The following is a 26,579-nucleotide window of genomic DNA, read 5'->3' on the forward strand; positions in this document are numbered from 1 at the left end:
CGGGGGTGCTCGTGAGCCCCTTCACAAGGAGTGGGGAGGGGTCTGCTACACTCCGCCGCCCCCGTGACCCATGCCATAGCGCCCAGAGGGAACCACGGTGTGGACACGCGCGTTGAAGACCCCCGCTGAACTGGCCTTGCGGCTCTGTCGAGGGGTAGACCACTGCCGTACGGCGGCTCGCATAAGCGTCTCTTTAACTCGACAGATACCGCCCGGTATCCGGCTGCCGAACGTTTGGAACGACCCAAACGGGGCACAACGGCGCTCCGGCTTGCCCGACGCCCCGTTTTTTCATGTGAAGGATTTCACGAACTTTCCTCCGGAGGGGCTTCCGCGGAGGCTTCGAAAGGCCCCGCAGGGGCCCTCAGGAGCCCCTGCGCGACCCTTCGGCGACCTCTCTAGGCGATGCTCCAGGCAATGCCGTCCAGGATGTCGTGCTCGCTCACCACGACCTCCTCGGCGCCCGCCCGCTCCATCACGCTGCGGAGCACCAGCGCGCCCGCCGCGATCACGTCGACGCGGCCCGGGTGGATCACCGGGATCGCCGCGCGCCGCTCGTGCGTCGACGCCAGCAGCATGTCCGTGATCTCCCGGACCTTCTCCAGGGGGATCCGCGCGTGGTGGATCGCCGCCGAGTCGTACTCCGTCAGCCCCAGCGCGATGGCCGCGACCGTGGTGACCGAGCCGGCCAGGCCGACGAGGGTGCGCGCCTCGCGCAGCGGCACCGACTCCTCCGCGAGGTCCAGCGCCGCGTCGATGTCGGCCCGCATCGCGGCGAGCCCGGCGGCCGACGGGGGGTCGACGACCACGCCGTCCGCCGCGAGGTGACGCTCGGTCATCCGGACGCAGCCGACGTCCACGCTGCGCGCCGCCCGGACGTGGCCGTCGCCGACGACGAACTCCGTGGAGCCGCCGCCGATGTCCACGACCAGGAACGGCTTGTCCAGGTCGTCGCGGCCGGTGAGCTCCCTGGTCGCGCCGGTGAAGGAGAACTCCGCCTCCTGGTCACCGCTGATCACCTCGGGCTCCACGCCCAGGATCGCCACGATCCCGCGCACGAACTCCTCGCGGTTCTCCGCGTCACGGGACGCGGAGGTCGCCACGAAGCGGGTCCGCTCGGCCTTCAGATCGCGGATCACCTCCGCGTACTCCCGGCACGCGGCGAACGTGCGCTCCAGCGCCTCGTCCGCCAGCCGGCCCGTGCGGTCCACGCCCTGGCCGAGCCGGACGATCCGCATCCGCCGGTCCAGCTCGGTGAGCTCACCGGTCGCCGGGTCGAGGTCGGCGACGAGCAGCCGGATGGAGTTCGTGCCGCAGTCGACAGCGGCTACGCGGGTCACTTCTCCTCGCCTCCGCACGGGTTGACGCACGGGCCCTTGGCCCACCACTCGGGCAGCATGGCGATCGCCTCGTCGCCCAGCGGGTTGACGCCCGGGCCGGCGGCCAGCGAGTGGCCCACGAGCACGTGCAGGCACTTGACGCGGTCCGGCATGCCGCCCGCGCTGGGGAAGCCCTCCAGGACCTCGATCGCGTCACGGCGCGTGAGGTAGTCCTCGTGCGCCTTCTCATAGGCCGCGGCGAGCTCCGGGTCGGTCTTCAGACGCTCCGTCATCTCCTTCATGACGCCGTCCGCCTCCAGCGTGCCGATCGCGGAGGCCGCGCGCGGGCAGGTCAGATAGAAGAGCGTCGGGAAGGGCGTGCCGTCCTCCAGCCGCGGCTGGGTCTCGACGACGTCGGGGTTGCCGCACGGGCAGCGGTGGGCGATGGCGCGCAGCCCGCGCGGCGGGCGGCCCAGCTGCTCCTTGAACGCCGCGATGTCCGCGTCGGTGGGCTCGGTGGGCTCGGTCTTCGGAGGAGGGGTGTCCATGTGCTCGCTCGTACTCGGTCTCGACGGAGGTCTCGGTGAAGCTCGGTGCGGGGGGGGTGCCCGGGGGGCCGGGGGTACGGTCAGCGGCCGGCGCCCGGGGCGTCCGAGGCGTCGGCCTGGTCCACGCCGTCCCAGAGATTGCTGTACCAGGGGCGGTCGGCGGCGCCTTGGTCCTTTGGGCGGCGGGCGGCGCCGCTGCCGTCGACCACGCTGTAGCCGGTCTCGCCGGGGCGGAGGTAGTGCAGGTGCTCGCGGGCCTGCTGCTCGACATACGCCGGGTCCTCCAGGCGGGCCTTCTCGTCCAGCAGCCGCTGCACCTGCTTGCGGGCCTGCTCGGTGCGCTGCCGCTGACCGGCGATGTCCGAGCGCTGGGTGACCCATTGGCGCATGGGGTAGGCGAGGGCGACGACCAGGGAGCAGACGACGAGCGCCAGCAGCGCCGCGCGCCCGGTGAGCCTGCCCCGGCGGCGGGTCCGCGCGCGGTAGACCCGGGCCCGCGGGCCCCGCACCAGCGCCTTGAGTCTGGCCGCGGTCGAGAACCGGTCGCCCGCCACTTCGCCTCCCCGTGGTCCCTCGACAGCCTCGCCTGCGAACGTACGTCCCCGGCCACGGTACGGGACCGTGGCCGGGGACGTGGTGAGGCTGTGGATATCGCCCGGGGGTTTCGTTTCCGTCCCCCGGCGGGTGTCAGCCCTTGAAGCGCGGGAAGGCGCTGCGGCCGGCGTAGACCGCGGCGTCGTCGAGGATCTCCTCGATGCGCAGCAGCTGGTTGTACTTCGCGACGCGCTCGGAGCGGGCCGGGGCGCCGGTCTTGATCTGGCCGCAGTTGGTGGCGACGGCGAGGTCGGCGATGGTGACGTCCTCGGTCTCGCCGGAGCGGTGCGACATCATGCACTTGAAGCCGTTGCGCTGGGCCAGCTCGACGGCGTCGAGGGTCTCGGTCAGCGAACCGATCTGGTTGACCTTGACCAGCAGGGCGTTGGCGGCGCCCTCCTCGATGCCGCGGCCGAGGCGCTCGGGGTTGGTGACGAACAGGTCGTCGCCGACGATCTGCACCTTGTCGCCGAGGCGCTCGGTGAGGGTCTTCCAGCCGTCCCAGTCGTCCTCGAACAGCGGGTCCTCGATGGAGACCAGCGGGTACGCGGCGACGAGCTCGGCGTAGTAGTCCGTCATCTCGGAGGCCGAGCGGGACTTGCCCTCGAAGTGGTACGAGCCGTCCTTGTAGAACTCGGAGGCGGCGACGTCCAGCGCGAGCGCGATGTCCTGGCCGGGGGTGTAACCGGCCTGCTTGACGGCCTCGAGGATGAGGTCGAGGGCCTCGCGGTTGGAGCCCAGGTTCGGGGCGAAGCCGCCCTCGTCGCCGAGGCCGGTGGACAGGCCCTTGGCCTTCAGCACGGCCTTGAGGGTGTGGTAGACCTCGGCGCCCCAGCGCAGGGCCTCGGAGAAGGACTCCGCGCCGATCGGGGCGATCATGAACTCCTGGATGTCCACGTTGGAGTCGGCGTGCGACCCACCGTTGAGGATGTTCATCATCGGAACGGGCAGCAGGTGCGCGTTCGGGCCGCCCAGGTAGCGGAAGAGCGGCAGGTCGGATGCCTCGGACGCGGCGTGCGCGACGGCGAGGGAGACGCCGAGGATGGCGTTGGCGCCGAGCGAGCCCTTGTTGTCGGTGGCGTCCAGGTCGAACATCGCCTGGTCGATCAGGCGCTGCTCGGTGGCGTCATAGCCGACGAGCTCCGGGCCGATCTGCTCGATGACGGCCAGCACGGCCTTCTCGACGCCCTTGCCGAGGTAACGGTTCTTGTCACCGTCACGGAGCTCGATGGCCTCGAAGGCACCGGTCGAGGCACCGGACGGCACGGCGGCACGGCCCGTGGAGCCGTCGTCGAGGCCGACCTCGACCTCGACCGTGGGGTTGCCTCGCGAGTCGAGGATCTCGCGAGCTACGACGACGTCGATGGACGGCACGAGGGTCTCCTTCGTGTGTGTCTGGAGTTCTGCGAGCACGAGCCTAACGGGCGGCGGGGGGTCGCTCTGCCGTCGGGACGCCTCATGCGCCGAAAAATGGCACAAACGCGGTGATCGCGGGGCGAATGGCGGCAATGTTTCGCTGAACGGTGAAGCCTGCGGCTCGCTTCTGGTCTTCTGGGTGCGGTCCGTTGCCGCCTGCGGCGGGAGCGGCCTGCGGCCGCGTCCTCAAGCGCCGGACGGGCTGGTTCTGGCTGATCTGAGTGCGCCATTCGGCCCGTCCGGCGCTTGAGGACAACGCGGCGAAGCCGTGTTGCAGGGGGCTGGGGGCTTGCCCCCAGCCCCGGGAGCGAACGGCGAAGCCCCGCTCCAACGCGGCTCGGGGTTCGCGGCGGAGCGGGGCGGTGTCGCGGTGAGCGATCGGGTGCGGCGGTGAGAACCGCCGCACCCACCGGATCAGCTGAGATGCAGCTGCTGGCCCGGGAAGATCAGATCGGCGTTGGCGACGACGTCCTTGTTCAGGTCGTAGAGCTTCTCCCAGCCGCCCTTGACCTTGTTGGCGTCGGCGATCTTGCCGAGGGTGTCGCCTTCCTTGACCTCGTACTCGCCGTCACCCTTCTGCACGGGCTTCGGGGCGGCGTGCTTCGGCGCGGTCTGCTTCGGGGCCGGGGCGGCCTCGGACTCGTCCTCGTCGGAGCTCTGCGCCTGCGGAGCGGCGTGCTTCGGGGTGGTCTTCTTCGGCGCGGCCTGGCGCTCGCTGCGGTCGGCGTGCGACTTCGTGGAGGTGCCGCGGTCGGCCTTCTCCGAGCCGGAGGTGTCCGCGCCGGCACCCGAGCCACCGGGGGTCATGCCGGACACGGCGCAGCCCCAGGCGCCCGGGCCCTGCATGGCGAGGAGCTTCTCGGCGACGGCGATCTGCTGGGACTTGCTGGCGTGGTCGGCTCGGTCGGCGTAGCTCTGGCCGCCGGCGGCGTTCCAGGAGGACTGCGAGAACTGCAGGCCGCCGTAGTAGCCGTTGCCGGTGTTGATGGACCAGTTACCGCCGGACTCGCACTGGGCGACCTTGTCCCAGGTGGAGACGGAGGCGGCGTTCGCGGAGGTCGCGATCATCAGCGGGGCCGCGACCGCGGCGCCGGTGACACCGGCGAGCGTGACGATGCGGACGGCCTTGGACGGACGACGGTGCTTGCCCTTGGACATGAGTCGTTTCCTCACCGACGCCTACGAGGTGAGCTGTCGGGTTCGGGCTGTGAGTTCGCCCGGCCTCGTGTGCGAGCACACTCGGCTTCACCCCAAGCCGTCCCGGACCCTCCGGTCACCGACCGGTGGATTCGTTCCGGCGCCTACCTTGGTTCCCCCGCTCCTGCCTACGGCGCTTGCGCGACGACTCCGCCGGTCGCCGGCAGGATTCGGCGTGGCGACCGTGGTGCTCGCTTTGGCGAGCGGTCATGACGGTAAGCACTCCGGGCCGACGGGTTCAAACCCCTCTTTCCAGCCACAGTTGCCTCTTGTTACCCATAGAAACCTGACATTTCCGCAGGTGGGAGCGGGTGTGTCAAGTTTTGGAGGGGGCCGTTCCGCGGAAGTTCAACGAGACCCATGTCTCACTTTCGACTGGAACGGACATTCCCCCCGAACTATCGGTCTATTTGCCGACCTCAAGCCGCTGACCAGGAAGTATCAAATCGGGATCGGAACCGACAACTTTCTCGTTCCGCTGGTACAGCGTTTGCCATCCACCGTGAACGGAGTGGGCCTCCGCGATGACTGACAGGTTGTCACCCGGCCGCACCGTGTAATCCCCGGCGGCCGGCCTGTCCGTACGGGCGTCGTCCCCGCCGCGCGAGGCGCGGCCCTCGTCGTCCGAACGCGGCGGCTCGGCACGGTGCTTGCCCGGGCCCGAACCGGAAGCCGGACCGGAGTCCGGACCGGAGCCTTCCGCCGGGCCGCCGGTGGACGGCGCGTGCGGGGACGCGGAGTCCGCGGATCCCGGCGTGCCGGTGGACGGGTCGGCCGGCTTCGGCGTGGACGGCGCGCCCGACGTGGGGATTTCGGTGGGGTCGCCCGTGGGCCCGGCCGTCGGTCCCGTCGTCGGGCTGCCCGGGTCCTTGCGGTGCTTGCCGCTCTCGGGCTTGCCGCCCTTGTCGCTCGCGGAGGGCGAAGGGGTCCCGGAGGAAGGCTTCGCGTCCGGGTTTGCGGACGGTGAGGCCGGGGCAGCCGGGGAAGCGGTGGAGTCCGACGGCGCGGAGCCGCCCGTCGCGGGTGCGGAGGGAGTGCGCTCCGGTGCACGAGGCGCGGGTGCGTCGTTCGTCGGCGCCTTGGTGCTGCCGGGCGTCACTTCGGGGGCCTTGCCGTCCTTGGTGAGGCCGGCGGCGGAGCCGCACGCCTGCCAGGTGCTCGCGCCGGCGTTCAGCACCTCCTCGGCGACGGCGATCTGCTGCTGACGGCTGGCGAGGTCGGGGCGCGGGGCGTACGCGCGGCCGCCGTACCGCTCCCACAGCTCCTGGGTCATCTGCAGCCCGCCGTAGGAGCCGTTGCCGGAGTTGGTGCTCCACGTCCCGCCGCTCTCGCACTGGGCGACGCGGTCCCACGTGGGGGCGTCGGCGGCACTGGCGCCGGTGGCCGCGAGCAGCGGCATGGCGAGGGCCGACCCCGTCACCCCCGCTGCGACCACGACGGCGGGTACCTGACGGGGGCGACGATGTCGACCGTTCCCGGAGCGCATGTGATGGCCTCTCGTGTGACGGCGAATATGGTGGTCGAACATAGCCACCGGCCCCATCAGTCACAAGCCGGTGTAGCGCAGGTCACGCGGTGGTCACGTCAGTTGACGCAGGGTCATCCGGCGTGCGCCCCGAACTCGACCGGCAGGGTGCGCAGTCCGCGCATGATGAGCCCGCCGCGCCACCGCAATTCCTCCGGATCGACAGAAAGCCGCAGGTCAGGGAGGCGGCGCAGCAGCGTCGCGAGCGCGGTCCTGCCCTCCAGCCGGGCCAGCGGGGCCCCCAGGCAGTAGTGGATGCCGTGCCCGTATCCGAGGTGCTGGTTGTCGGCCCGGGAGAGGTCGAGGGTGTCGGGCTCCGTGAAGCGCTCCGGGTCCCGGTCGGCGGCCGCGAGGACCACGAGCACGGGGTCCCCCTCGGCGATGCGCTGACCGCCGATCACCAGCTCCTGCTTGGCGAACCGCCAGGTGGCGAGCTCCACCGGGCCGTCGTACCGCAGCAGTTCCTCCACGCCCGTCGCGAGCAGGCTCTCGTCCCCTTCGGCGAGCGCCAGTTGGAGCCGCTCGCGCTGCCCGGGATTGCGCAGGAGGGCGTGCAGACCGTTACCGATCAGGTTCACAGTTGTTTCGAAACCGGCGAAAAGCAAGATGAAGGCCATCGCCGCGGCCTCGTTCTCGGTGAGGTGCTCGCCGTGGTCGCTTGCCCGGATAAGACCGGAAATCAGATCCTCGCCGGGGTTCTCCCGCTTTCGGTGGATCAGTTCCGCGAGATAGGTGCGCATCTTCTTCACCGCGCGGGCGACGCCGCCGCGCGGGCCGCCGCCGTGGCGGATCATCATGCCCGCCCAGTCGCGGAAGTCGTCCTGGTCCTCGGCCGGCACGCCGAGCAGGTCGCAGATGGCATAGATGGGGAGGGGGAAGGCGAACTCGTGGATGAGGTCGGCGCTCCCCCGCGCGCAGAAGTCGTCGATGAGCCCGTCGGTCAGCTCCTGGACGCGCGGCGCGAACTCGGCGACGCGCCCCGGCGTGAACGCCTTGGACACGAGCCTGCGCAGCCGGGTGTGGTCCGGCGGGTCGATGTTGAGCAGGTGCGTCATCAGATTGGCGCTGCGCTCGCCCGGGATGCCGACCTTCCCCTTGCCGTGCGCGGACTCGCTGTGGTGCACGGGGTTCTTCGACAGCCGCTGGTCGGCGAGCGCCTGCCGGGCGTCGGCGTAGCGGGTCACCAGCCAGGCGTCCACGCCGCTGGGGAGCGCGGTGCGGTGGACGGGGGCGTTCTCGCGGAGCCAGGCGTACGTGGGGTACGGGTCGGCGGCGAATTCCCAGGTGAAGAGCGGGGGGACGGTGGCGGGGGTGATGTCGTGCACGTCCACTGACGCTACCTGGGGCCGGGGCGGCCGGTGCGCGGGTGGCATCGCGTGCGCCACCGCCGCGCGGCGGTGTCCTCACCCACCGGGCGCGCTGGATCCGGCCGACGCCGACGGGCATCGAAGCCCGCCCGGGTCACCCTCCCGGCAGCGGCCGGGAGGCCGGAAGGACGGGCCCGGGGCCAGGCTCGGCCCACCGGTCCCGGCCCGCCCGGCGGGGCCTACGTGTGGCCGCCCCCGCCGCTGCCGAAGCCACCGCTGCCGCCCGGGTTCCACTTCTTGCGCTCCTCGGTGAGTTCCTCCGGGTGGCTGCCGGGGTTCCTGACCTCGTGCGGGAGGACGCGCTCCCCCTCCGCCTCGGGGTGGAGCTCGTCGGATTCACGGTGCTCGGTGACGTACCCGATCACACCGTTCTCGTCGTTGTGCCCCGGACCGTGATCGGGCGACTCCGGGCCCGTGTCGTATTCCTGGCGGGTCTGCCAGGCACCCTGGCGCCGCTGGGGCTGGGACGGCGGGGGCGGCTCCTTGTCGCGCTTCCGGAAGCCGTAGACGACCGCCAGGATCAGCAGCGCGACGACGCAGATGCCGACGATGAACTGGACGATGCCCCCGAGCCAGTCGGGGGCGGCGAGGTCGGTGTACTCGATACGCATGGAACTCGGGTACCCCCCGACCCCCAGGACAAGTCGACATCTAGGCCGAACGGGTGTTTCACACCGCCGGGCCCGGCGCTACCCCGCGCGCTCCGCCGCGCGGATCGCGTCGCGGTAGGTGCGGGCCGCCGCGCGCAGCGCCGTCTCCGGGTCCACACCGTCCGCTTCGGCCCGGGCCGCCAGGGCCAGCAGTTCGTAGCCGACGCCTTCGCCGGCCGGGAGGGCGACGTCGATGCCCTCCGTACGGACCCGGGAGGCCAGCTTCGCGGCGAGGGCGAGGGCGGGCTGCCCCAGCGGGACGCCCTCGGTGACCGAGTCGCGGCGCTTCTCGTCCGCCTTCGTCCGCAGCCAGTGCGCCTTGACGTCCTCCGGGGTCTCAGCGCTCTCCTCGCCGAAGACGTGCGGGTGGCGGTGGATGAGCTTGTCGACGATCGTGCCCGCCACGTCGTCGACGGAGAACGGCTCGTCGGGGTCGTCCTGGGCGATCCGGGCGTGGAAGACGACCTGGAGCAGTACGTCGCCGAGCTCCTCGCGCAGCGCTTCCCGGTCGCCGGTCTCGATGGCCTCCAGGAGCTCGTACATCTCCTCCAGCCCGTACTTCGCGAGGTCCTCGTGGGTGCGGATGCCGGTCCACGGGCAGGCCGCGCGGATCCGGTCCATGACCTGCACGAGGTCGAGGAGGCGGGCGCCGGGCAGGTCGTACGCGCCGGGCAGCAGCTCCAGCGCCGGCATGTCCTCGCGCCCCGAGCCGGCGAGCCGGGCCAGGCCGTCGGTGAGCGCGGAGTCGCCCTCGGCGGTGGTGAGGACGACGACGTCCCGGCCGCCGCCCGCCACGCAGTGGTCCACGAGCTCGCGGGCGGTGGCGGTGGCGTGCTCCACGTCGACGCCGGCCTCCCTGAGGTACGGGAGCTGGGGGTGGGCGGGGTCGGCGCAGAGCACGCGACCGGCTTGGCGCAGGGCTTCCCAGGCGGGCCAGGAGAGGAGGCCGGGGGCTACGCGGTGGCTGGTCGTGAGCAGGATGATGCGGCCGGAGTCGTTCACGGGTCGAGCGTACGCTTTCCGCTGGGTGCGGTTCTTCGGGGCCGGGGCGCCGTTGCCGCCTGCGGCGGGCTTCTTCCCCCAGCCCCGCCCCTTCCCGGCTGCATCTGATGTGCGGCTCCGCCGCGTGGGGGGGCGCTGCCCCAGGCCCCCGGCTGCGGGTCGGTTGGCCTGCAGCGCTTTTTCCCCACCCCGCCCCTTCCCGAAACTGGGGCGCACGTGCCCCAGACCCCCGGCTGCCGGTCCGTTGCCGCCTGCGGCGGGAGCGGCCTGCGGCCGCGTCCTCAAGCGCCGGACGGGCTGAAAAGAAAAGACAGGCGCGCCCCGAAACCCGCAGGTGCCCTCCTGTGGGAGGGGGTGGGGCTGGAGGGTGGGGTTCTGGAACGCGGTGCGAATCCGGGGCACTCAATGCGGGAGACCCGCAGCGCACCGCGTTCCAGGTCCTCAGCCCGGAAGACCCACCCCCGGCACCCACCACACACCCAAGCCCGGCCGGCGATTGAGGCCACCCGAACCGAAACCACACACAACCCGCGGAGAACTACGCCGGAGGAACAGCCTGCGGCTGCGGCTTCAGCCACGGTTCCTGCAGCGGCTGCGCCGTCCCCCGCTTCGCGTCCCAGACGCCGTAGCGCGGGTTGACATCGACCCGCATCGCGTCGGACGTCCGCATGAGGATGTCGTTCGTGCGCGCCGTCCCGAACTTCGCGTCGAGTTTCGCGCGCGTGAGGTCCATCGTCAGGGCCTGGTCGATCTGGTCGGGGGCGATGCCGAGGGTCAGGAAGCGGCTGCGTACCGCGTCGGCACCGCCGTTCGCGCGCTCGACGGCCGCGCGCTGTTCCTGGAGCTCGCGGCGGCTCACGTCGATGCCGTTGTCGGCGCCGGCGCGCGCGACGATGCGGTACTGGATGAGCCGGATGAGGGTGTCCTGGCCGAGCCGGGCGCTGTTGGCCGTGAGCTGCTGCCCCTGCGGGGAGGACCGCTGCGCGTCGCGTACGTCCGAGACCTGGCTCTGGAGCTGGGTGACGGTGATCCGGTCCTTGCCGACGACGGCCGCGGCGCCCGGGTGCGGGGCGGAGCCGCAGGCGGTGAGGGCGGGGGCCGCGGCGAGGAGGGCGACGACGGAGACGGAGAGCGCGGTCCTTCGGCGGATCATGGAGCCTCCCGGCAGAGATCGTTCGGTACCTGGACCTGGTGGTGATCGATGGTAAGGAGTCCCTGTGATCCGGGCCACCCGTACGACCAACGATTCGCGGGTGGTTGAGGTGTTCGGCCGCCGCTTCAGGCCCTCACCTGGCCCAGCCACCGGAGGGTGTGCCGGATCTCGGCGGGCAGCGGGTGGTGCGGTCCGTGCAGCCGTTCCGCGTCGTGGAGGAGGGCGGCGAGCGTGTCGTGCGCGGCCTGCCGGTCGCCGAGGGACAGCAGCAGATGGCCTGTCCGGCGGCGGATCTCCAGCGGGGTGGCGGGGTCGTCGGGGTGGTTCTCGAAGAGCGGGAGCAGCGCGCGGTACTCCGTCAGGGCGGCGACGGCCTCGCCGAGTTGTTCCAGGCACTGGGCGGCCTCGTACTGGAAGCGCAGCACCTGCCGGTCTGCCTGCGGGCCGCTGTCCTGGGCGTACTCCTGGGCGAGCAGCCGCAGTTCGGGCAGGGCGCGGCGGTACTGACCGTCGTCCATCAAGGTGGCCGCGTACTGCTTGCGCAGGGTCCGCACGACCGTGGAGCGCTCGCCGTGCTCCGCCGCGGCGGCCGGGAGGATCGCGCCGAGGAGGTCGACGGCCTGGGTGATGCCGCCCTGGTCGAGCAGGCGCTTGACCTCTTCCACGGCCTCGGCGACGTCGGGCCCGCCGGCGGCCGGGGGCGGCGGGCCGGCGAGCGCGGTCGCGGCGGGCCGCGCGGGGGCGAAGGCGGCGGGGGCCCGCTCGGGCCAGGGCGCGTGCGGCAGGAGGAAGGGGCGGGTGGGGTCCATCGGCCCGGACGGCGGGCCGACGGCCGCGCCCGGCACGGGCAGCAGCGGGGCGAGGGCGCGGTAGACCTCCTGGGCGTCGGCGAGCCGGTGCAGCGGGTCCTTCGCGAGCAGCCGCAGGACGAGGTCTTCGAGCGCCTGCGGCACCTCGGGGCGGAGCCTGCGCACGGGTACGGGCGGTTCGTAGAGGTGGCGGTGCAGCACGCCGAGGGCGGTGGACCCGGCGAACGGCACCTCCCCGCTGAGGAGTTCGTGCAGCAGCACGCCCAGCGCGTAGAGGTCGGTGTACGGGCCGACCGCGCCGCCCATGGCCTGTTCGGGGGCCATGTAGGCGGGGCTGCCGATGGGTGAGCCGGTGCGGGTCAGGCGGGTGGTGTCGGTGTCCAGCACGGCCGCGACGCCGAGGTCGAGGACGAGCACGGAGCCGTCCGGGCGGACCATGACGTTCCGGGGCTTGAGGTCGCGGTGGACGATGGGCACGGCGTGCACGGCGGAGAGCACCGAGCACAGCTGCGCGGCCACCGAGACGGCCCACTGCCAGGGATAGGGGTCGTGCTCGGCGAGGTGGTCGGCGAGGTCGGCGCCCGGGGCGTACTGCATGACGAGATAGAGCTCCTCGCCGTCGCTGCCCGCGTCGTGGACGGTGACGAGACCGCGGTGGTCGACCTGCGCGGTGACGCGGCACTCGCGGACGAAGCGGCGGCGCATCTCGTCGGCGCCCTCGGTCCCGGCCATCCGGTCGGGGCGCAGCAGCTTCACGGCGACGCGGCGGTCGAGGCGGCGGTCGTAGGCGGTCCAGACCTGGCCCATGCCGCCCTGGCCGATGACGGTGGACAGTTCGTAGCGTCCGGCGATGACCCGGCCGTTCACCGCTCGCGCTCCCTGCGGTCCCGGGGCTCCCTGCGGAGCAGATCGCTGAGTTCGTCCAGCTCGGCGCGCACCTGGTCGATGCGCTGGGGCCGGTACGGCCGCGGCGGGGGCTGCGGCGGGCCGGGCCGCCGGGGCACCGGGGGCGCCTGGTCCACGGTCGCGGCCTGCGCCGACTCGGGCGTGGGCCGCGGGCGCGCGTGCCGGGGGCGGGGCGGGGGCGGGGGCTGGGGAGCGGCGTAGCGCGGTTCGTCCATGTTCCGCGGGGCGGCCACCGGCTGAGGAGGCATCACGTACTGAGGCCGCGTCAGCTGCTGGTGGACGTAGGGGGCGTAGGGCTGCTGGGAGTGCCCGTGGCCGACCGGCCCGGCGCCCGCTTCCCGCTGGATCCTGACGTCGGCGCGGATGTAGAGGGTGAGCGTGGCGGCGGCGAGGAGCATCAGCCCGGCCAGCCCGACGCTGTCCCAGCCGGTGCCGGACAGCGACTTGCGCATCAGCGAGAACAGCCCGACGGACGCTGCCAGCACGGCCCAGAACAGCGCCCAGTCCTGGGCCCGTCGGCGCATGATGGCCAGCCGGAGCACCGGGACCCAGCACAGGACTCCCACGGTGCACACGGTGAGCACGACGACGACCACCCGGATGGTGATCGCTGTCGCCCTGCTGGGGCGCCGAGGCGGCGTGGGGCCTGGGCCGTTCATTGCTCTGCTCCTGGGGTCCTGGTTGTACCTGAGCCTATCTACGACTCCGGCGAGGGCACCCCAGTTGTACGGATCGGACGGTGTAACAGATCACTCCGGCCGGACGGTGCCGTCCGCCAGCCCGTCGTAGAGCCCCTGGACGAGGTGCTCGCCGAGCCGTTCGGCCTGGCGCAGGGCCTCTTCGAAGGCGGCGACCGCGCGGAAGCGCTCGCCGTAGCGGACCTGGTCCGCCGGGGGCATGCGGGGCACCTGGAGGCGGCGGACGTCGAGGCGGGTGGCGGTGGAGGCGTAGCTGCTGGCCTGGCGGCGGCCCGCGGTGCCGCGCAGGAATCCGGCGAGGAACCAGGGGTCGAGGGCGGCCGGGTCGGGGCGCAGTAGGAACAGCCCGCGCCCGAGGGCGGCCCCGGCGGTGGCCTCGTCGACGACGCGGGCGGCGGTGACGTCGCCGAGTACGGGCACGACGACGTCGTCGCGCCGGAGGAGGACGGGCTCCTCGGCCGGGCCCTCGGGGAGCGTGCCGGAGGGTGCGCCTCCGTATTTCACGTCGTGGTCGGTGAGGACGGGCGGGGCCGCCTCGCCGGGGCCGGGCGCGGTGCCGGGGCCGCCCGCGCGCAGCACCAGGGCTCCGGCGCGGGCGAGTTCGCCGACGGTGGTGGTGGGCCAGCGGGCCGGGCCGGCGGGGTCGGCGGGCCGGCCGGGGGCGAGTTCGGCGGTGCGGCGCAGGGCGAGGGTGAGCCGGTCGTGGACGTCGGCGAGTTCGGCGGTGCCGCCGCCGGGCGCGGGCGGCGGGAGGTGGCGGGCGGGGGCGAGGTCCACGTCGTCGTCGAGGAGGTCGATGACGGGCAGGGAGCGGCAGCGGCCGGGCTGTTCGGGGAGGGTGCCGTCGCGGTCGAAGTCCGCCCAGGCGTCGAGCACGGCGCTCCGCACCGCCTGCCAGGGCAGTTTGTCGCGGCCCGCTGCGGCGGCGGGCGCGGGCGCGGCGCCCGCGGTGTCGACGAGCAGGACGTGCGGGGCGGGCGACTGCCGGGCGTCGGGGCGGCGCAGCACCCACAGGTGCAGGGGGATGCCGTAGGGCGGGGCGGCACCCGCGGGCAGGGCGACGACGGCGCGGAGGGCGCCGCGGCGCAGCAGGTCGGCGCGGATGCGGCGGCCGGAGCGGCGGGAGGCGGCGGCCGGGGGCATCAGCAGGACGGCGGTGCCGCCGTCGCGCAGCCGGGCGAGGGCGTGCTGGACCCAGGCGAGCTCGGACTCGGTGCGGGCGGGGAAGCCGTACTCCCAGCGGGGGTCGTAGGCCAGTTCCTCGTGGCCCCAGTTGCGCTCGTTGAAGGGCGGGTGGCACAGGACGGCGTCGGCGGCGGTCCCGGTGAAGGCGTCGGCGCGCAGGCTGTCGCCGGCGTGGACGCGCACGGGAGCGTCGGTGTGCAGGGCGAGGCGGAGCGCGGTGAGCGCGGCGAGGTCGGGGTCGAGCTCCTGGCCGTGGACGGCCGTGGCCCCGAAGGCGTCGGCCGCCGCGTGCAGCAGGCCGCCGGTGCCGCAGGCCGGGTCGAGGACGGTGCCGCTCCGCCCCTGGTGGCCGGCGCCCAGAGCGAGGGCGGCCATCAGCTCGGCCGGGCCCTGCGGGGTGAGGGTGTACTGCCGGGGGTTGGCGTCGAGGTGACGGCCGAGCAGGAACTCGTAGACGCCGCCGGCGCCGCGCTGCGCGGCGAGTTCGGCGGCGCCGCGTACGAGGGCGGTGGAGACGGCCAGTTCGGCGGCGGTGGGCAGGGCGACGGGGTGGTCCTCGCCCAGCCGGGCGGTGAGCACGGCGTCCAGCGCGGCGGGCAGTTCCTCGGCCAGCGCGGCGTCACCGAGAGCGGCCAGTCCGAGCCAGGTGGTGGGCCGGTCGCGGACGAGGAGGAGGACGGCGCCCGCGTGCCGGAGGGCGGTGGCCGCTCCGGCGGGGTGGCCGGTGAGCTGCTGCCAGGTCCGCTCGTCCGGGGAGACCTCGGCGAGCTTGCCCTGGCGGCGCAGCCAGTTCTCGACCTCGGCGAGGGCGAAGGCGGGGCTGGTCTCGGTGCCGCCGACGGGCTGCGGGAAGTCGGCGTGGCGGCGCCGCCAGTTGCTGACCGCCGCCCGGCCCACTCCGGCCAGCCGGGCGATTCCGGCCGCGGTCACCTCGGCTGCGCTGTCCGGCACCGGGCTCCTCCCCATCGTCTGCGAGCCATTCGCTGTGGCGTCGAGCATACCCGCGACCCCGGACGGACCCCCTTCACAGTCGTGAACCGACCCATCAATGTGAATCTTGTTGACTCGGTTCACAGCTTCTGTTGTCATTGACCCATCGGTTCACGAACTTCTCCACGCCGAAAGGTGTCAGTCATGGCTCACCACGCCCACCCTCAGAAGCAGCGCAACTGGTTCGCCCGGCACAAGGTGCTCACCGCCGCGGGCGCGATCGTCGCCGTCGTCGCGATCGGCAGCGCGGCGGCCGGAGGGAGCGACGGGGACGACAAGACCGCCGCCACCGGGACGGCCACGGACAAGACCGCGGACAAGGGCGGCGACAAGGCGAAGAAGAAGGCCGACATGTCCGGCAGCGGCACCTACCAGGTCGGCAAGGACGTCAAGCCCGGCACCTACCGCTCCACCGGCAACAAGCTCGGCTGCTACTGGGAGCGGGCCAGGGACTCCAAGGGCGAACTGGACTCGATCCTCGCCAACGACAACGTCGTGGGCTCCAGCTATGTGACCCTCGGCGCCGACGACAAGGTCTTCAAGACCCGCGGCTGCAAGGGCTGGAACCTCGTCACCGACGAGAAGACCGGCACTCCGAAGAGCGAGGTCCCCGGCAACGGCATGTACCGCGTCGGCGTCGACATCGCCCCCGGCACCTACAAGGCCGACGGCAACAAGTCCGGCTGCTACTGGGAGCGCGACAAGGACGCCCTGCACGGCACGGACTCCATCGAGGCCAACGAGAACGTCACCGGCAGCGGCATCGTGACGATCACCCCCCAGGACGCGTACTTCAAGACCAGCGGCTGCGCCGACTGGAAGAAGACCGCCTGACGGCGGGCGAGGCCGCACCGAGACCGGCCGGATCGGGCCGAACCGCACGCGGCGGCCCCTCGTCCTTCCCAGGAGGACGGCCCGCCCCCGGCGGTCCCCGCACGGAGATTTCCGGCAGCCGCCACAGGCGCGCGCGGCATCCTGGACACTTCACTGAGGCCCCGGGACGTCCGGGGAGGAAACCACCGGAGAAGAAGAGGGAACGCGCATGGACCCGGCCGCAGCCGCCACCGGACCGGCACCCGCCCGGCGCGCGGCCGAGGAAGCACCCGCCGCCCGGCCCCGCGCCACCGGCCTGCGCACACCCCGGCTCGACCCGTACTGGCTGGCCGGCACCCTCTTCGTCCTCTTCACCGCGCTGTCCGTGTGCCGGCACCGCAGGATGCTCACCATGTCCTGGGACCTGGGCATCTTCGAACAGGCCATACGCGGCTACGCCCACCTCCAGGCGCCCATAGCCGACCTCAAGGGCCCCGGCACCAACATCCTCGGCGACCACTTCAGCCCGGTCACCGCGCTCGTGGCCCCCTTCTACCGGCTCTTCCCCTCCCCCGTCACCCTGCTCGTCGTCCAGGCCGCGCTGTTCGCCCTCTCCGCGATACCCGTCACCCGGCTCGCCGCCGGGCTGCTCGGCCGCAAGCGGGGGCTGGCCATCGGCATCGCGTACGGACTCTCCTGGGGCGTCCAGCGGGCCGTCGACTTCGACTTCCACGAGATCGCGTTCGCCATGCCGCTGCTGGCGTTCTCCCTCGAAGCCGTCGTCCGCAAGCGCTGGCGGGCCGCGGTGTGGTGGGCCGCGCCGCTCGTCCTCGTCAAGGAGGACCTCGGCATCACCGCCGCCGCCATCGGCGCCCTCGTCCTCATCCGGCTGCGCGGCGACCGCAAGCGCACCGGCAACGCCCGCGACACCCGCGCGACCGCCCTCGCCGCGGGCCTGCTCGCCTTCGGGCTCGCCGCCACCGCCCTCACCCTCGGCGTGATCATCCCGGCCTTCAACAGCGGCGGCGCGTACGACTACTGGAACAAACTCAAGGGCGACGGCGGCCCCGCCCCCGTCATTCCCCTCGACTCCGCGGTCCGCACCCTGCTGTGGACCCTGCTGCCCACCACCGGGCTGCTCGCCCTGCGCTCACCCGTGCTGATCGTCGCCCTGCCCACCCTGGGCTGGCGGTTCGTCTCCCACGACGATCACTACTGGAACACCGACTGGCACTACAGCGCCGTCCTCATGCCCGTCGTCTTCATCGCCCTCACCGACGCGCTCACCGGCGCGCACCGCGACCGGCGGCCCTGGCTGCGCTCCTACGCGCACCACCTGCCCGGCGCCGTCCTCGCCGCGGCCCTCGCGCTCACCGCCTCGCTGCCCCTCTACTCCCTCACCCAGGGCGAGACCTACCGCGTGCCCGAGAGCGTGCACGCCGCCGAGAAGCTCCTCGCCCGCATACCCGACGATGCCACCGTCGAGTCCGACGTCGGCCCCATAAGCCGGCTCGCGGGCCGCTGCCGCGTCTTCTGGATCGGCGACACCCGCGGCATCACCCCCGACTACGTCGCCCAGCACGTCCTCGACGGCAGACCGCCCGCCGACCTCGTGGCCGACGCCGAGAAACTGCACCCCGGCGCCCGCTACGCCCTCCTCGGCAGCGACGGCGGCTACGCCGTGCTCCAGCGCGTGTAGCCGCCCGCGCCGCTCGCGGCCCGGGTCACGACCCGAGGATCGTCGTCAGGAACTCGCCCGTCCACGCCAGCAGTTCCCGGCCCACCAGCGGCTTGCCGCCGATCGGGCGGGTCGCCGGGCGCGGCACCAGGATTTGCTGCGTCGCCGGCTTCATGACCGTACGCGGATAGAGCCGCTTCAGCCGCAGCTCCTGCGACTCCCGCAGCTCCACCGGGCCGAAGCGCACGTTCGCGCCCTGGAGGGTGATGTCCGCGACGCCGCACGCGCGCGCCAGCATCCGCAGGCCCGCGACCAGCAGCAGATTCTCCACCGGCTCCGGCAGCTTGCCGTAGCGGTCGGTGAGCTCCTCGCGAACCGCGCGGATGTCCTCCTCGCTGTTGGCCGAGGCGATCGCCCGGTACGCCTGGAGGCGCAGCCGCTCACCCGGCGCGTAGTCGTGCGGGACGTGCGCGTCGACCGGCAGCTCGATCTTCACCTCCAGCGGCGCCTCCTCCTCCACGCCGCCCTCCAGCGACGCGCGGTAATCCGCCACCGCCTCGCCGACCATGCGGATGTAGAGGTCGAAGCCCACGCCCGCGATGTGACCCGACTGCTCACCGCCCAGCAGATTGCCCGCGCCGCGGATCTCCAGGTCCTTCATCGCCACATACATGCCCGCGCCCATCTCCGTGTGCTGGGCGATGGTGGCCAGCCGCTCGTGCGCGGTCTCGGTGAGCGGCTTCTCCGGCGGATACAGGAAATAGGCGTAACCCCGCTCACGGCTGCGGCCCACCCGCCCGCGCAGCTGGTGCAGCTGCGACAGGCCGAAGTTGTCACCGCGCTCCACGATCAGGGTGTTGGCGTTGGAGATGTCGATGCCCGACTCCACGATCGTCGTGGAGACCAGCACGTCGAACTTCTTCTCCCAGAAGTCGACCACCACCTGCTCCAGCGCGCTCTCCCCCATCTGCCCGTGCGCCGTCTGGATCCGGGCCTCCGGCACGATCTCCCGCAGCCGCGCGGCCGCCCGGTCGATGGACTCCACACGATTGTGGATGTAGAAGACCTGGCCCTCGCGCAGCAGCTCGCGCCGGATGGCCGCGCCGATCTGCTTCTGGTCGTACGGCCCGACGAAGGTCAGCACCGGGTGCCGCTCCTCCGGCGGCGTCGTGATCGTCGACATCTCCCGGATGCCGGTGACGGCCATCTCCAGCGTGCGGGGAATGGGCGTCGCCGACATCGTCAGCACATCCACGTTGGCGCGCAGCTTCTTCAGCTGCTCCTTGTGCTCGACGCCGAAGCGCTGCTCCTCGTCGACGATGACCAGGCCCAGGTCCTTGAACTTCGTCTCCGAGGAGAACAGCCGGTGCGTGCCGATGACGACGTCGACCGAGCCGTCCCGAAGGCCCTCCAGCACCGCCTTCGCCTCGGTGTCCGTCTGGAAGCGGGACAGGGCGCGGACGTTGACCGGGAACTGGGCATAGCGCTCGGAGAACGTCCCGAAGTGCTGCTGCACCAGCAGCGTGGTGGGCACCAGCACCGCCACCTGCTTGCCGTCCTGCACCGCCTTGAAGGCCGCGCGGACCGCGATCTCCGTCTTGCCGTAGCCGACGTCGCCGCAGATCAGGCGGTCCATGGGGACGGACTTCTCCATGTCCTCCTTGACCTCGGCGATCGTCGTGAGCTGGTCGGGCGTCTCCGCGTACGGGAAGGCGTCCTCCAGCTCGCGCTGCCAGGGGGTGTCCGGGGCGAAGGTGTGGCCGGGGGCGGCCATGCGCGCCGAATACAGCTTGATCAGGTCGGCGGCGATCTCCTTGACCGCCTTCTTCGCGCGCGCCTTCGTCTTCGTCCAGTCCGCGCCGCCGAGGCGGTGCAGGGTGGGCGCCTCCCCGCCGACGTACTTCGTGACCTGCTCCAGCTGGTCGGTGGGGATGTAGAGCCGGTCACCGGGCTGGCCGCGCTTGGCCGGGGCGTACTCCACCAGCAGATACTCACGGGTGGCGCCCTGGACCGTGCGCTGCACCATCTCGACGTAGCGGCCGACGCCGTGCGACTCGTGGACGATGTAGTCACCGGCCTGGAGCGTCAGCGGGTCGATGGTCTTCCGGCGGCGGACCGGCATCCGGCCCAGGTCCTTGCTCACGGACTTCTGGCCGGAGAGGTCCGTCTCGGTGAGCACGGCGATCTTCAGGCCGGGGTCGACGAAGCCGTTGTCGAGGCTGCCGCAGGAGACGTGCACGACGGACGGCGAGAGGCCGTCGACGTCGGCGTCGAGCCGGGCCGCGATGCCCTCGCCGCCCAGCACCTCGACCGTACGGGCGGCCGGGCCGTGGCCCTCCGTGACGAAGACCGTGCGCCAGCCGTCGGCCAGCCAGCCCTTGGTGTCCGCGAGGGCCCGGGCGGTGTCGCCGCGATAGCTCTCGGGAGCGTGCATGCCCAGCTTGAGCGTGTCGCCGTCGCCCTCCTCGTCGGCCGCGAAGGGGCTGACCGACCACCACATCATGCCGAGCTCGCGGGCGCGGTCGCGGACGTCGGCGATGCCCCACAGGGAGGCCGCGTCCACATCGATCGGCGCCTCGCCGCCGCCCGCCGTCGCCGCCCAGGACGCCTGGAGGAACTCCTGGCTGGTGGCCACGAGGTCGGCCGCCCGGGTGCGTACGCGCTCCGGGTCGCAGACGACGGCCATGCTGCCCGCCGGGAGGACGTCCAGCAGCAGCTCCATGTCGTCCACCAGGACGGGGGCGAGGGACTCCATGCCCTCCACGGCGATGCCCTCGGCGATCTTGCCGAGGAGCTCGCCCAGCTCCGGGTGCTCCTCCGCGAGCGCGGCTGCCCGCTCGCGCACGCTGTCGGTCAGCAGCAGCTCACGGCAGGGCGGCGCCCACAGGCCGTGCTCGGCGGCCTCCAGGGACCGCTGGTCCGCGACCTTGAAATAGCGGATCTCCTCGACGTCGTCGCCCCAGAACTCCACCCGCAGCGGGTGCTCCTCCGTCGGCGGGAAGACATCCAGGATGCCGCCGCGGACCGCGAACTCGCCGCGCTTCTCGACCAGTTCGACCCGGGCGTACGCGGCGGCGGCCAGCGCCTCGGTCACCTCGCCGAGGTCGGCGCTCTGCCCGGTGCGCAGCGCGACGGGCACCAGGTCGCCGAGCCCCTTGACCTGCGGCTGGAGCACGGAGCGCACGGGTGCCACGACCACGCTGACCGGGCCGGCCGCCGGGTCGTCCGCGCTCGGGTGCGCCAGCCGGCGCAGCACGGCGAGCCGCCGGCCGACCGTGTCCGAACGGGGCGAGAGCCGCTCGTGCGGCAGCGTCTCCCAGGCCGGATACTCCGCGATGCCGTCCGGCGGCAGCAGCGAGCGCAGGGCCGCCGCCAGATCCTCCGCCTCCCGCCCGGTGGCGGTCACCGCCAGCACGGGCCGCTGGGCCTCCCGCGCGAGCGCGGCGATGGCGAAGACCCGCGCGGCGGGCGGACCGACCAGATCGACGTGCGGCCGGTGGCCGTCGGAGGCGGCCTTCACCGCTTCGGCGAGCGCCGGATCATTGACGACGGCGTCGAGCAGACCGTGCAGACTCATGAAGGGCTTCCGTCCCGGGGGTGGGCAACGCGAACGGCCCGACGCGTGGATGACGGGCCGGGGCTGGCTCCCAGCGTACGACGGGGGGCTGACAGCCACCGTCTGAACGATTCTGCCGGGACGCCTCGCCGCCAGGCCGGATCACGGCGACTGTGCGGGAGGTGGCATGTGGGGACCGACCTCAAGTCGATCTTCCGGTTCCGAGCGGCGGGGCTCCTTTCACGACGGCGAGACCGTGATGTCCCCGCCCTGCGTGTGCGCCTTGATCCCGTGCGCGGAGCGGTCGTCCGTGGGGACCGTGACCTTGCGCGTGCCGCCCTGCGTCGAGGCTTCCACCGCGTAGGAGTCCCTGGGCACGTGGATCGTGACGTCGCCGCCCTGCGTGCGGCCGTCCACGGAGTCCGGCACGCGGGTGAAGGCCGCCGTGACGTTCCCCCCGCTCGTCCGCGCCGTCGCCTTCCGCGCCGCGGAGTCCTCGATGGTCACGTCACCGCCGCTGGTGTGCGCGGCGATCTCGCCGGACGTGCCGCGCACGGTGATGTTCCCGCCGCTGGTGCGCAGGTCGACGGCGACCGTGCGGGGCACGAGCACCTCGACGTGCACGGTGCACCGGTGGTTCGACCCGCCGCAGTCGTCGCGCTCCAGCGTGAACCGGCCGTCCTTCAGGCTGTGCCGGGGGTCGGGCTTCCGGCTGCTGTACTCGTACTTCTCCGTCACCCGCGCCGGCCCGTTCCCCTCCATGGGGACGACGGTGATGTTCCCGCCGTTGGTCGCGGCGTCGACGACCTTGACCTCGCCGTCGAGCGTGTACGTCCGCTCGGCCCTCTTCGTCGGCCCGTCGATCACCGAGCAGCCGGCGGTCAGCGCGGCCGCTGCCGCGCAGGAGAGGACGACGAGGGGAACGAGGCGGCGGGCCATGGCGGTTGGGGGCTCCTTCTGCTGGGACTTCTACTGAGACACGATCAGGTGAAGAAGCCCATTGTCGACGCGACAGCACAGCCGGGGCCTCGGCCCGCGGGACGAGGTCTTCCCTAGGGGACGCGTGGTTCCCACCCGGGCCGGTGGGCTGACGCGGAGGAGCGCGGAGCGCTACTGTGGAGTGATCCCCGCCCACGGAGGGCAAGTCCGCGGACGAGGACCGAGTCGGGAACCGTCAGTCCGCCCCTAGTACATCTGGGGGCGGGCTGATCCAGACGGTCACCGGCCCCGCATCCACCTCCACAGTTCCCGGATCATCGCGGTGATCCGCTCGTACAGAGGCTTCTTGCGGTGGCGTCCCATGGACGCTCCCCTCCTACAGGTGCGGCCGTTGCCGGTGGCCGCTCCGGAGGAGACCCGGATCGGGCCCCCTGGACGAGAAGCCCGAGACTCAAAGGGGACTCCTCGTGGAGGGGAGCGCACCGCGGTGCGCTTGTCGACGTCCCTAGCGGCTCCCGCGCCGCCGATTGACCCTTCTGAGCGCGAATCGCCCTGCTGGGGCGGGTACTTGTGAGCTTGTCCCCCCTCGAAAAAGCTCGAAAAAGGTGGGCCCGGCCCGGACGCGCACCCCCGTGGCGCGTCCGGGCCGGGCCCGGTGGAAGGGGCAGTGCTCTGCCCGTCGGTCAGTCCGTCGCGATCGCGTTCAGGACGTTCATCCGGCCCGCCCGGAACGCCGGGACGAGCGCGGCCAGCAGGCCCACCACCGCGGAGCCGACGAAGACGGTGATGATCGTGGGCCAGGGGATGTCCAGCACCCCGAGGCCCTCCAGGGCCAGGAGCTTCTGGGCGACGGTGCCCCAGGCCATGCCCAGGCCGAGCCCGAGGAGGGCGCCGAAGAGGGCGATGACCACCGACTCCAGGCGGATCATGCGGCGCATCTGGCGGCGGGAGAGGCCGATGGCGCGCATCAGGCCGATCTCCCGGGTCCGCTCGACGACCGACAGGGCGAGGGTGTTCACGACGCCCAGGACGGCCACGATGATCGCGAGGGCGAGGAGCCCGTAGATCATGTTGAGCAGCTGGCCGATCTGGTCCTTGATGAGCTTCTTGTAGTCGGACTGGTCGCGGACCTTGATCTGCGGGTAGCCCTCGACCGCGGCCTTGAGGGAGGCGGCGGCCTCCTTCGTCTGCCCGTCGGCGGCCTTGGCGAGGATCATGCCGGTCAGCGGCATCCTGTCGGCGGGCAGGTAGCTCTTCGCGGTGGCGATGTCGAGGTACATCGCGCCCTTGTCGATGCTGGTGTCGTCCGAGGTGATCGCGCGGACCTTCAGCTCGGCGGGCCGGCCGCCGGTCATGACGACGGTCAGCCGGTCGCCGAGCTTGATGCCGTGGTCCTTGGCGTAGCCCTCGGGCACGGACATGGCGTCCTTGGCGTACGCGTCCTTCAGCCTGCCCTGGACGATCTCCGAGCGGAGGTCGTCCGGATAGGTCGGGTCGGTCGCGTTGAGCCGCTCGGTGCCGGTCTTCCCGTCGGGCGTGGTGATCTTGGCGACCACACCGACGTAGCGGGTGAAGTGGTCGACGTGACCGGCCGAGGTGACGGCCTTCTCCGTCGCCGGGGTGATCGGGTTGCCGCCCTGGTCCTGGATGATGAAGTCCGCGCCGACCGACTTGTCGAGCTGGTCCGTGGCCGAGGCGACCATCGAGGAGCCGACGACCGACAGGGCGGCGACCAGCGCGAGGCCGATCATCAGGGCGGAGGCGGTGGCGCCCGTACGGCGCGGGTTGCGCAGCGCGTTGCGCTCGGCGAGCCGGCCGACGGGGCCGAAGACCCGCAGCACGACCGCGCTGATCACGCGGACGACCAGCCCGGCCAGCAGCGGGGCCACGACCACGAAGCCGATCAGGGTGAGCGGGATGCCGAGGGCGATGAGGCCGCCGCCGGCGGTCGCCTTGTCCGCGTTCGCCGCGGCGACGAGCGCGAGCGCCCCGAGGCCGGTCAGGGCCAGGCCGATGGCGGCCCGCACCTTGCCCGCCTTGCCGTCGGCCGGGGTGCCCGCGTCACGCAGGGCGGACATCGGGGAGATCTTCCCGGCCCGGCGGGCGGGCAGGAAGGCGGCCAGCACGGTCACGATCACACCGAGCGCGAGGCCCACCACCGGCGTCGTGGCCTTGACGGTCAGCTCGCCCATGTCGAGCTTCATGCCCAGGGAACCCATGAGCTCCATCAGCCCGACGGCCAGCGCGATGCCACCGCCGATGCCCAGGACGGAACCGACGACACCGAGCAGCAGCGCCTCGGCCAGCACGGACCGCAGGACCTGCCCGCGGCCGGAGCCGATGGCCCGCATCAGGCCGATCTCCCGGGTGCGCTGGGCGACCAGCATGGAGAAGGTGTTGACGATCAAGAAGACGCCGACGAGGACGGCGATGCCGGCGAAGCCGAGCAGCGCGTACTTCAGCACGTCGAGGACGGACCCGATGTCCTTCTTGTTCTCCTCCTTGGTCTCCGCGGCGGTGTGCACGGTGTAGCCCGTGCCGATGGCCGCCGTGACGCGCTCCTTGAGCTGCTCGTCGCTGACGCCGGAGGCGGCGGTCAGGCCGTAGCCGCTGTACGCGGTGGTGCTGCCCAGCAGCCGGGCCTGGGCGGACGCGGTGTCGAAGTAGAGGACCGCGGCACCGGGGTTGGTCGACCTGTACGTGGCGATGCCGACGACCTTGACCGTGAAGTCGCCCGGGGCGGCGATCACTCGGAGCGTGTCACCGGTGCTGACCTTGTGCTTGTCGGCGGTGTCGGAGTCGAGGACGGCCTCGCCCGCGCCGCGCGGCTCATGGCCGCTGGTGATCTCGACGGACTTCTTCTGGCCCTCGTCCCAGTTGGTGCCCACGGTGGGGGCGCCGGAGCTGGGGCTCAGGCTCTCGTTGTCGCGGTCCGCGACGGTGATCTGCTGACTGGTGACGTGCGGCTCGACCCCGGCCACACCGTCGACCCTGGAGAGCTTCCCCAGGAGCGAGGCCGGCAGGGTCTGCGGCTTGCCGGTCTGCTGCGCGTCGTCGTTCTTCTCGGGGCTGACCGAGACGTCCGAGGCGGTCGAGGCGAAGAGCTTGTCGAACGTGGCGTTCATGGTGTCGGTGAAGACGAGCGTGCCGCACACGAACGCCACCGACAGCAGGACGGCGACGGCGGACAGCGCCATGCGTCCCTTGTGCGCGAGGAAGTTGCGCACGGAGGTCTTGAAGATGGTCACGACACCCGTCCGCGGGCGTCGAAGTGCTTCATGCGCTCCAGGACCGCGTCGGCGGTCGGGCTGTACATCTCGTCGACGATCCGGCCGTCGGCCAGATACAGCACCCGGTCCGCGTAGGAGGCGGCGACCGGGTCGTGGGTGACCATGACGATGGTCTGGCCGAGCTCGTCCACCGACTGACGCAGGAAGCCGAGCACCTCGGCACCGGCCCGCGAGTCGAGGTTCCCGGTCGGCTCGTCACCGAAGATGATCTCCGGGCGGGCCGCGAGGGCACGCGCCACGGCCACGCGCTGCTGCTGACCGCCGGAGAGCTGGTTGGGCCGGTGCTTCAGACGCCCCGCCAGACCCACGGTCTCGACGACCCGGTCCAGCCACGCGCGGTCCGGCTTGCGGCCCGCGATGTCCATGGGCAGCGTGATGTTCTCCAGCGCCGTCAGGGTCGGCAGCAGGTTGAACGCCTGGAAGATGAAGCCGATCCGGTCCCGGCGCAGTTGCGTGAGCTTCTTGTCCTTGAGCCCCACTATCTGGGTCTCGTCGAGGAAGATCTCGCCGGAAGTGACGGTGTCGAGACCGGCCAGGCAGTGCATCAGGGTCGACTTGCCCGAGCCGGACGGGCCCATGATCGCGGTGAACTGCCCACGGGCGATGTCCACGTCGACATGGTCCAGCGCCACGACCCGGGTCTCCCCCGCGCCGTACGCCTTGACGACCTGACGGGCCCTCGCCGCGACGGCCGCATGCCCTCCACTGCCCCCGGTCCTGGGAATCGATACGGCGGTTGTCACGGTGGATCTCCTATGTCTGCGGTGTCCGCTGCGCCCTGGTGCGCGCGTCACTGAGGTACGTACTCAGCCTGCTGGAATCCGGCCACGGCCACCTTGGTGGCTGTAGGTGTCTTCGCGGTGGGGCCTGCCCCACCGTCGCGCTCCGGCCGTCATGAAAAAGGCTAGGGAGCGATCTGGAGACGTTCCTCCTGCTGCGGTACG

General features: G+C 72.3%; 19 protein-coding genes and 1 riboswitch. Of the genes, 2 read left to right on the forward strand and 17 right to left on the reverse strand.

All coding sequences use genetic code 11. The features are described 5' to 3' along the window. Positions 1-398: 398 nt before the first annotated feature. The 13 genes from ACZ4A5_RS13765 to ACZ4A5_RS13825 all read right to left on the reverse strand — a co-directional run bounded on the left by ACZ4A5_RS13765 (position 399) and on the right by ACZ4A5_RS13825 (position 15,335). On the reverse strand, positions 399-1,340 hold the full coding sequence (locus ACZ4A5_RS13765; protein ID WP_467582291.1) for a Ppx/GppA phosphatase family protein: 942 nt from the start codon (positions 1,338-1,340) through the stop codon (positions 399-401). Beyond that, positions 1,337-1,867: a DUF501 domain-containing protein gene (locus tag ACZ4A5_RS13770; protein WP_467582293.1), complete on the reverse strand. Its 531-nt coding sequence runs from the start codon at positions 1,865-1,867 to the stop codon at positions 1,337-1,339. The genes ACZ4A5_RS13765 and ACZ4A5_RS13770 overlap by 4 nt, the downstream gene beginning before the upstream one ends. An 80-nt stretch (positions 1,868-1,947) precedes the next feature. After that, complete coding sequence (locus ACZ4A5_RS13775) at positions 1,948-2,421, reverse strand: FtsB family cell division protein (RefSeq protein ID WP_467582295.1); 474 nt, start codon at positions 2,419-2,421, stop codon at positions 1,948-1,950. A 133-nt stretch (positions 2,422-2,554) separates the two neighbouring features. Further along, positions 2,555-3,835, reverse strand: a complete 1,281-nt coding sequence (gene eno, locus ACZ4A5_RS13780; RefSeq protein WP_398870185.1) for a phosphopyruvate hydratase — start codon at positions 3,833-3,835, stop codon at positions 2,555-2,557. Between the two features lie 456 nt (positions 3,836-4,291). Then, a complete protein-coding gene (locus ACZ4A5_RS13785; RefSeq protein ID WP_467582297.1) occupies positions 4,292-5,035 on the reverse strand; it encodes a transglycosylase family protein in 744 nt (247 codons plus the stop codon). 3 nt (positions 5,036-5,038) lie between these two features. After that, positions 5,039-5,220, reverse strand: a riboswitch (cyclic di-AMP (ydaO/yuaA leader). A gap of 260 nt (positions 5,221-5,480) precedes the next feature. Continuing rightward, positions 5,481-6,509 (reverse strand): LysM peptidoglycan-binding domain-containing protein, encoded by a 1,029-nt coding sequence (locus ACZ4A5_RS13790; RefSeq protein ID WP_467582299.1) that lies wholly within the window; start codon positions 6,507-6,509, stop codon positions 5,481-5,483. 164 nt (positions 6,510-6,673) lie between these two features. Further along, complete coding sequence (locus ACZ4A5_RS13795; RefSeq protein ID WP_467582301.1) at positions 6,674-7,972, reverse strand: cytochrome P450 family protein; 1,299 nt, start codon at positions 7,970-7,972, stop codon at positions 6,674-6,676. A 173-nt stretch (positions 7,973-8,145) separates the two neighbouring features. Then, positions 8,146-8,577 (reverse strand): DUF6479 family protein, encoded by a 432-nt coding sequence (locus ACZ4A5_RS13800; RefSeq protein ID WP_467582303.1) that lies wholly within the window; start codon positions 8,575-8,577, stop codon positions 8,146-8,148. 78 nt (positions 8,578-8,655) lie between these two features. Further along, a complete protein-coding gene (locus ACZ4A5_RS13805) occupies positions 8,656-9,618 on the reverse strand; it encodes a nucleoside triphosphate pyrophosphohydrolase (protein ID WP_467582305.1) in 963 nt (320 codons plus the stop codon). Positions 9,619-10,156: 538 nt separating this feature from the next. Further along, a complete protein-coding gene (locus ACZ4A5_RS13810; protein ID WP_467582307.1) occupies positions 10,157-10,771 on the reverse strand; it encodes a SurA N-terminal domain-containing protein in 615 nt (204 codons plus the stop codon). A 125-nt stretch (positions 10,772-10,896) separates the two neighbouring features. Next, the gene (locus tag ACZ4A5_RS13815) at positions 10,897-12,447 is read right to left on the reverse strand and encodes a protein kinase domain-containing protein (protein WP_467582309.1); all 1,551 of its coding nucleotides are present in this window, start codon (positions 12,445-12,447) and stop codon (positions 10,897-10,899) included. Beyond that, entirely contained in the window at positions 12,444-13,145 is a 702-nt protein-coding gene (locus tag ACZ4A5_RS13820; RefSeq protein WP_467582311.1) for a hypothetical protein, read from the reverse strand. Before ACZ4A5_RS13820 ends, ACZ4A5_RS13815 begins: the two co-directional genes overlap by 4 nt. Before the next feature lie 90 nt (positions 13,146-13,235). Next, positions 13,236-15,335 carry an N-6 DNA methylase gene (locus ACZ4A5_RS13825; RefSeq protein ID WP_467582448.1) on the reverse strand — a complete coding sequence of 700 codons (2,100 nt, stop codon included), beginning with the start codon at positions 15,333-15,335 and terminating at the stop codon, positions 13,236-13,238. A gap of 168 nt (positions 15,336-15,503) precedes the next feature. Here ACZ4A5_RS13825 and ACZ4A5_RS13830 point away from each other — a divergent pair, with 168 nt between their 5' ends. Both ACZ4A5_RS13830 and ACZ4A5_RS13835 read left to right on the forward strand, forming a co-directional pair. Beyond that, positions 15,504-16,193, forward strand: a complete 690-nt coding sequence (locus ACZ4A5_RS13830) for a hypothetical protein (protein ID WP_467582313.1) — start codon at positions 15,504-15,506, stop codon at positions 16,191-16,193. Positions 16,194-16,401: 208 nt separating this feature from the next. Then, complete coding sequence (locus ACZ4A5_RS13835; RefSeq protein ID WP_467582315.1) at positions 16,402-17,871, forward strand: DUF2079 domain-containing protein; 1,470 nt, start codon at positions 16,402-16,404, stop codon at positions 17,869-17,871. Positions 17,872-17,896: 25 nt separating this feature from the next. Here ACZ4A5_RS13835 and mfd read toward each other — a convergent pair whose 3' ends face one another. From mfd to ACZ4A5_RS13855, 4 genes are all read right to left on the reverse strand, one after another. Next, on the reverse strand, positions 17,897-21,427 hold the full coding sequence (mfd, locus tag ACZ4A5_RS13840; RefSeq protein WP_467582317.1) for a transcription-repair coupling factor: 3,531 nt from the start codon (positions 21,425-21,427) through the stop codon (positions 17,897-17,899). A gap of 219 nt (positions 21,428-21,646) precedes the next feature. Continuing rightward, entirely contained in the window at positions 21,647-22,345 is a 699-nt protein-coding gene (locus ACZ4A5_RS13845; protein WP_467582319.1) for a DUF4097 family beta strand repeat-containing protein, read from the reverse strand. Between the two features lie 683 nt (positions 22,346-23,028). Then, entirely contained in the window at positions 23,029-25,593 is a 2,565-nt protein-coding gene (locus tag ACZ4A5_RS13850; RefSeq protein ID WP_467582321.1) for an ABC transporter permease, read from the reverse strand. Further along, on the reverse strand, positions 25,590-26,378 hold the full coding sequence (locus ACZ4A5_RS13855) for an ABC transporter ATP-binding protein (RefSeq protein WP_467582323.1): 789 nt from the start codon (positions 26,376-26,378) through the stop codon (positions 25,590-25,592). The genes ACZ4A5_RS13850 and ACZ4A5_RS13855 overlap by 4 nt, the downstream gene beginning before the upstream one ends. Positions 26,379-26,579: the final 201 nt, after the last annotated feature.

This window comes from Streptomyces sp. NPDC025618, assembly GCF_055558795.1.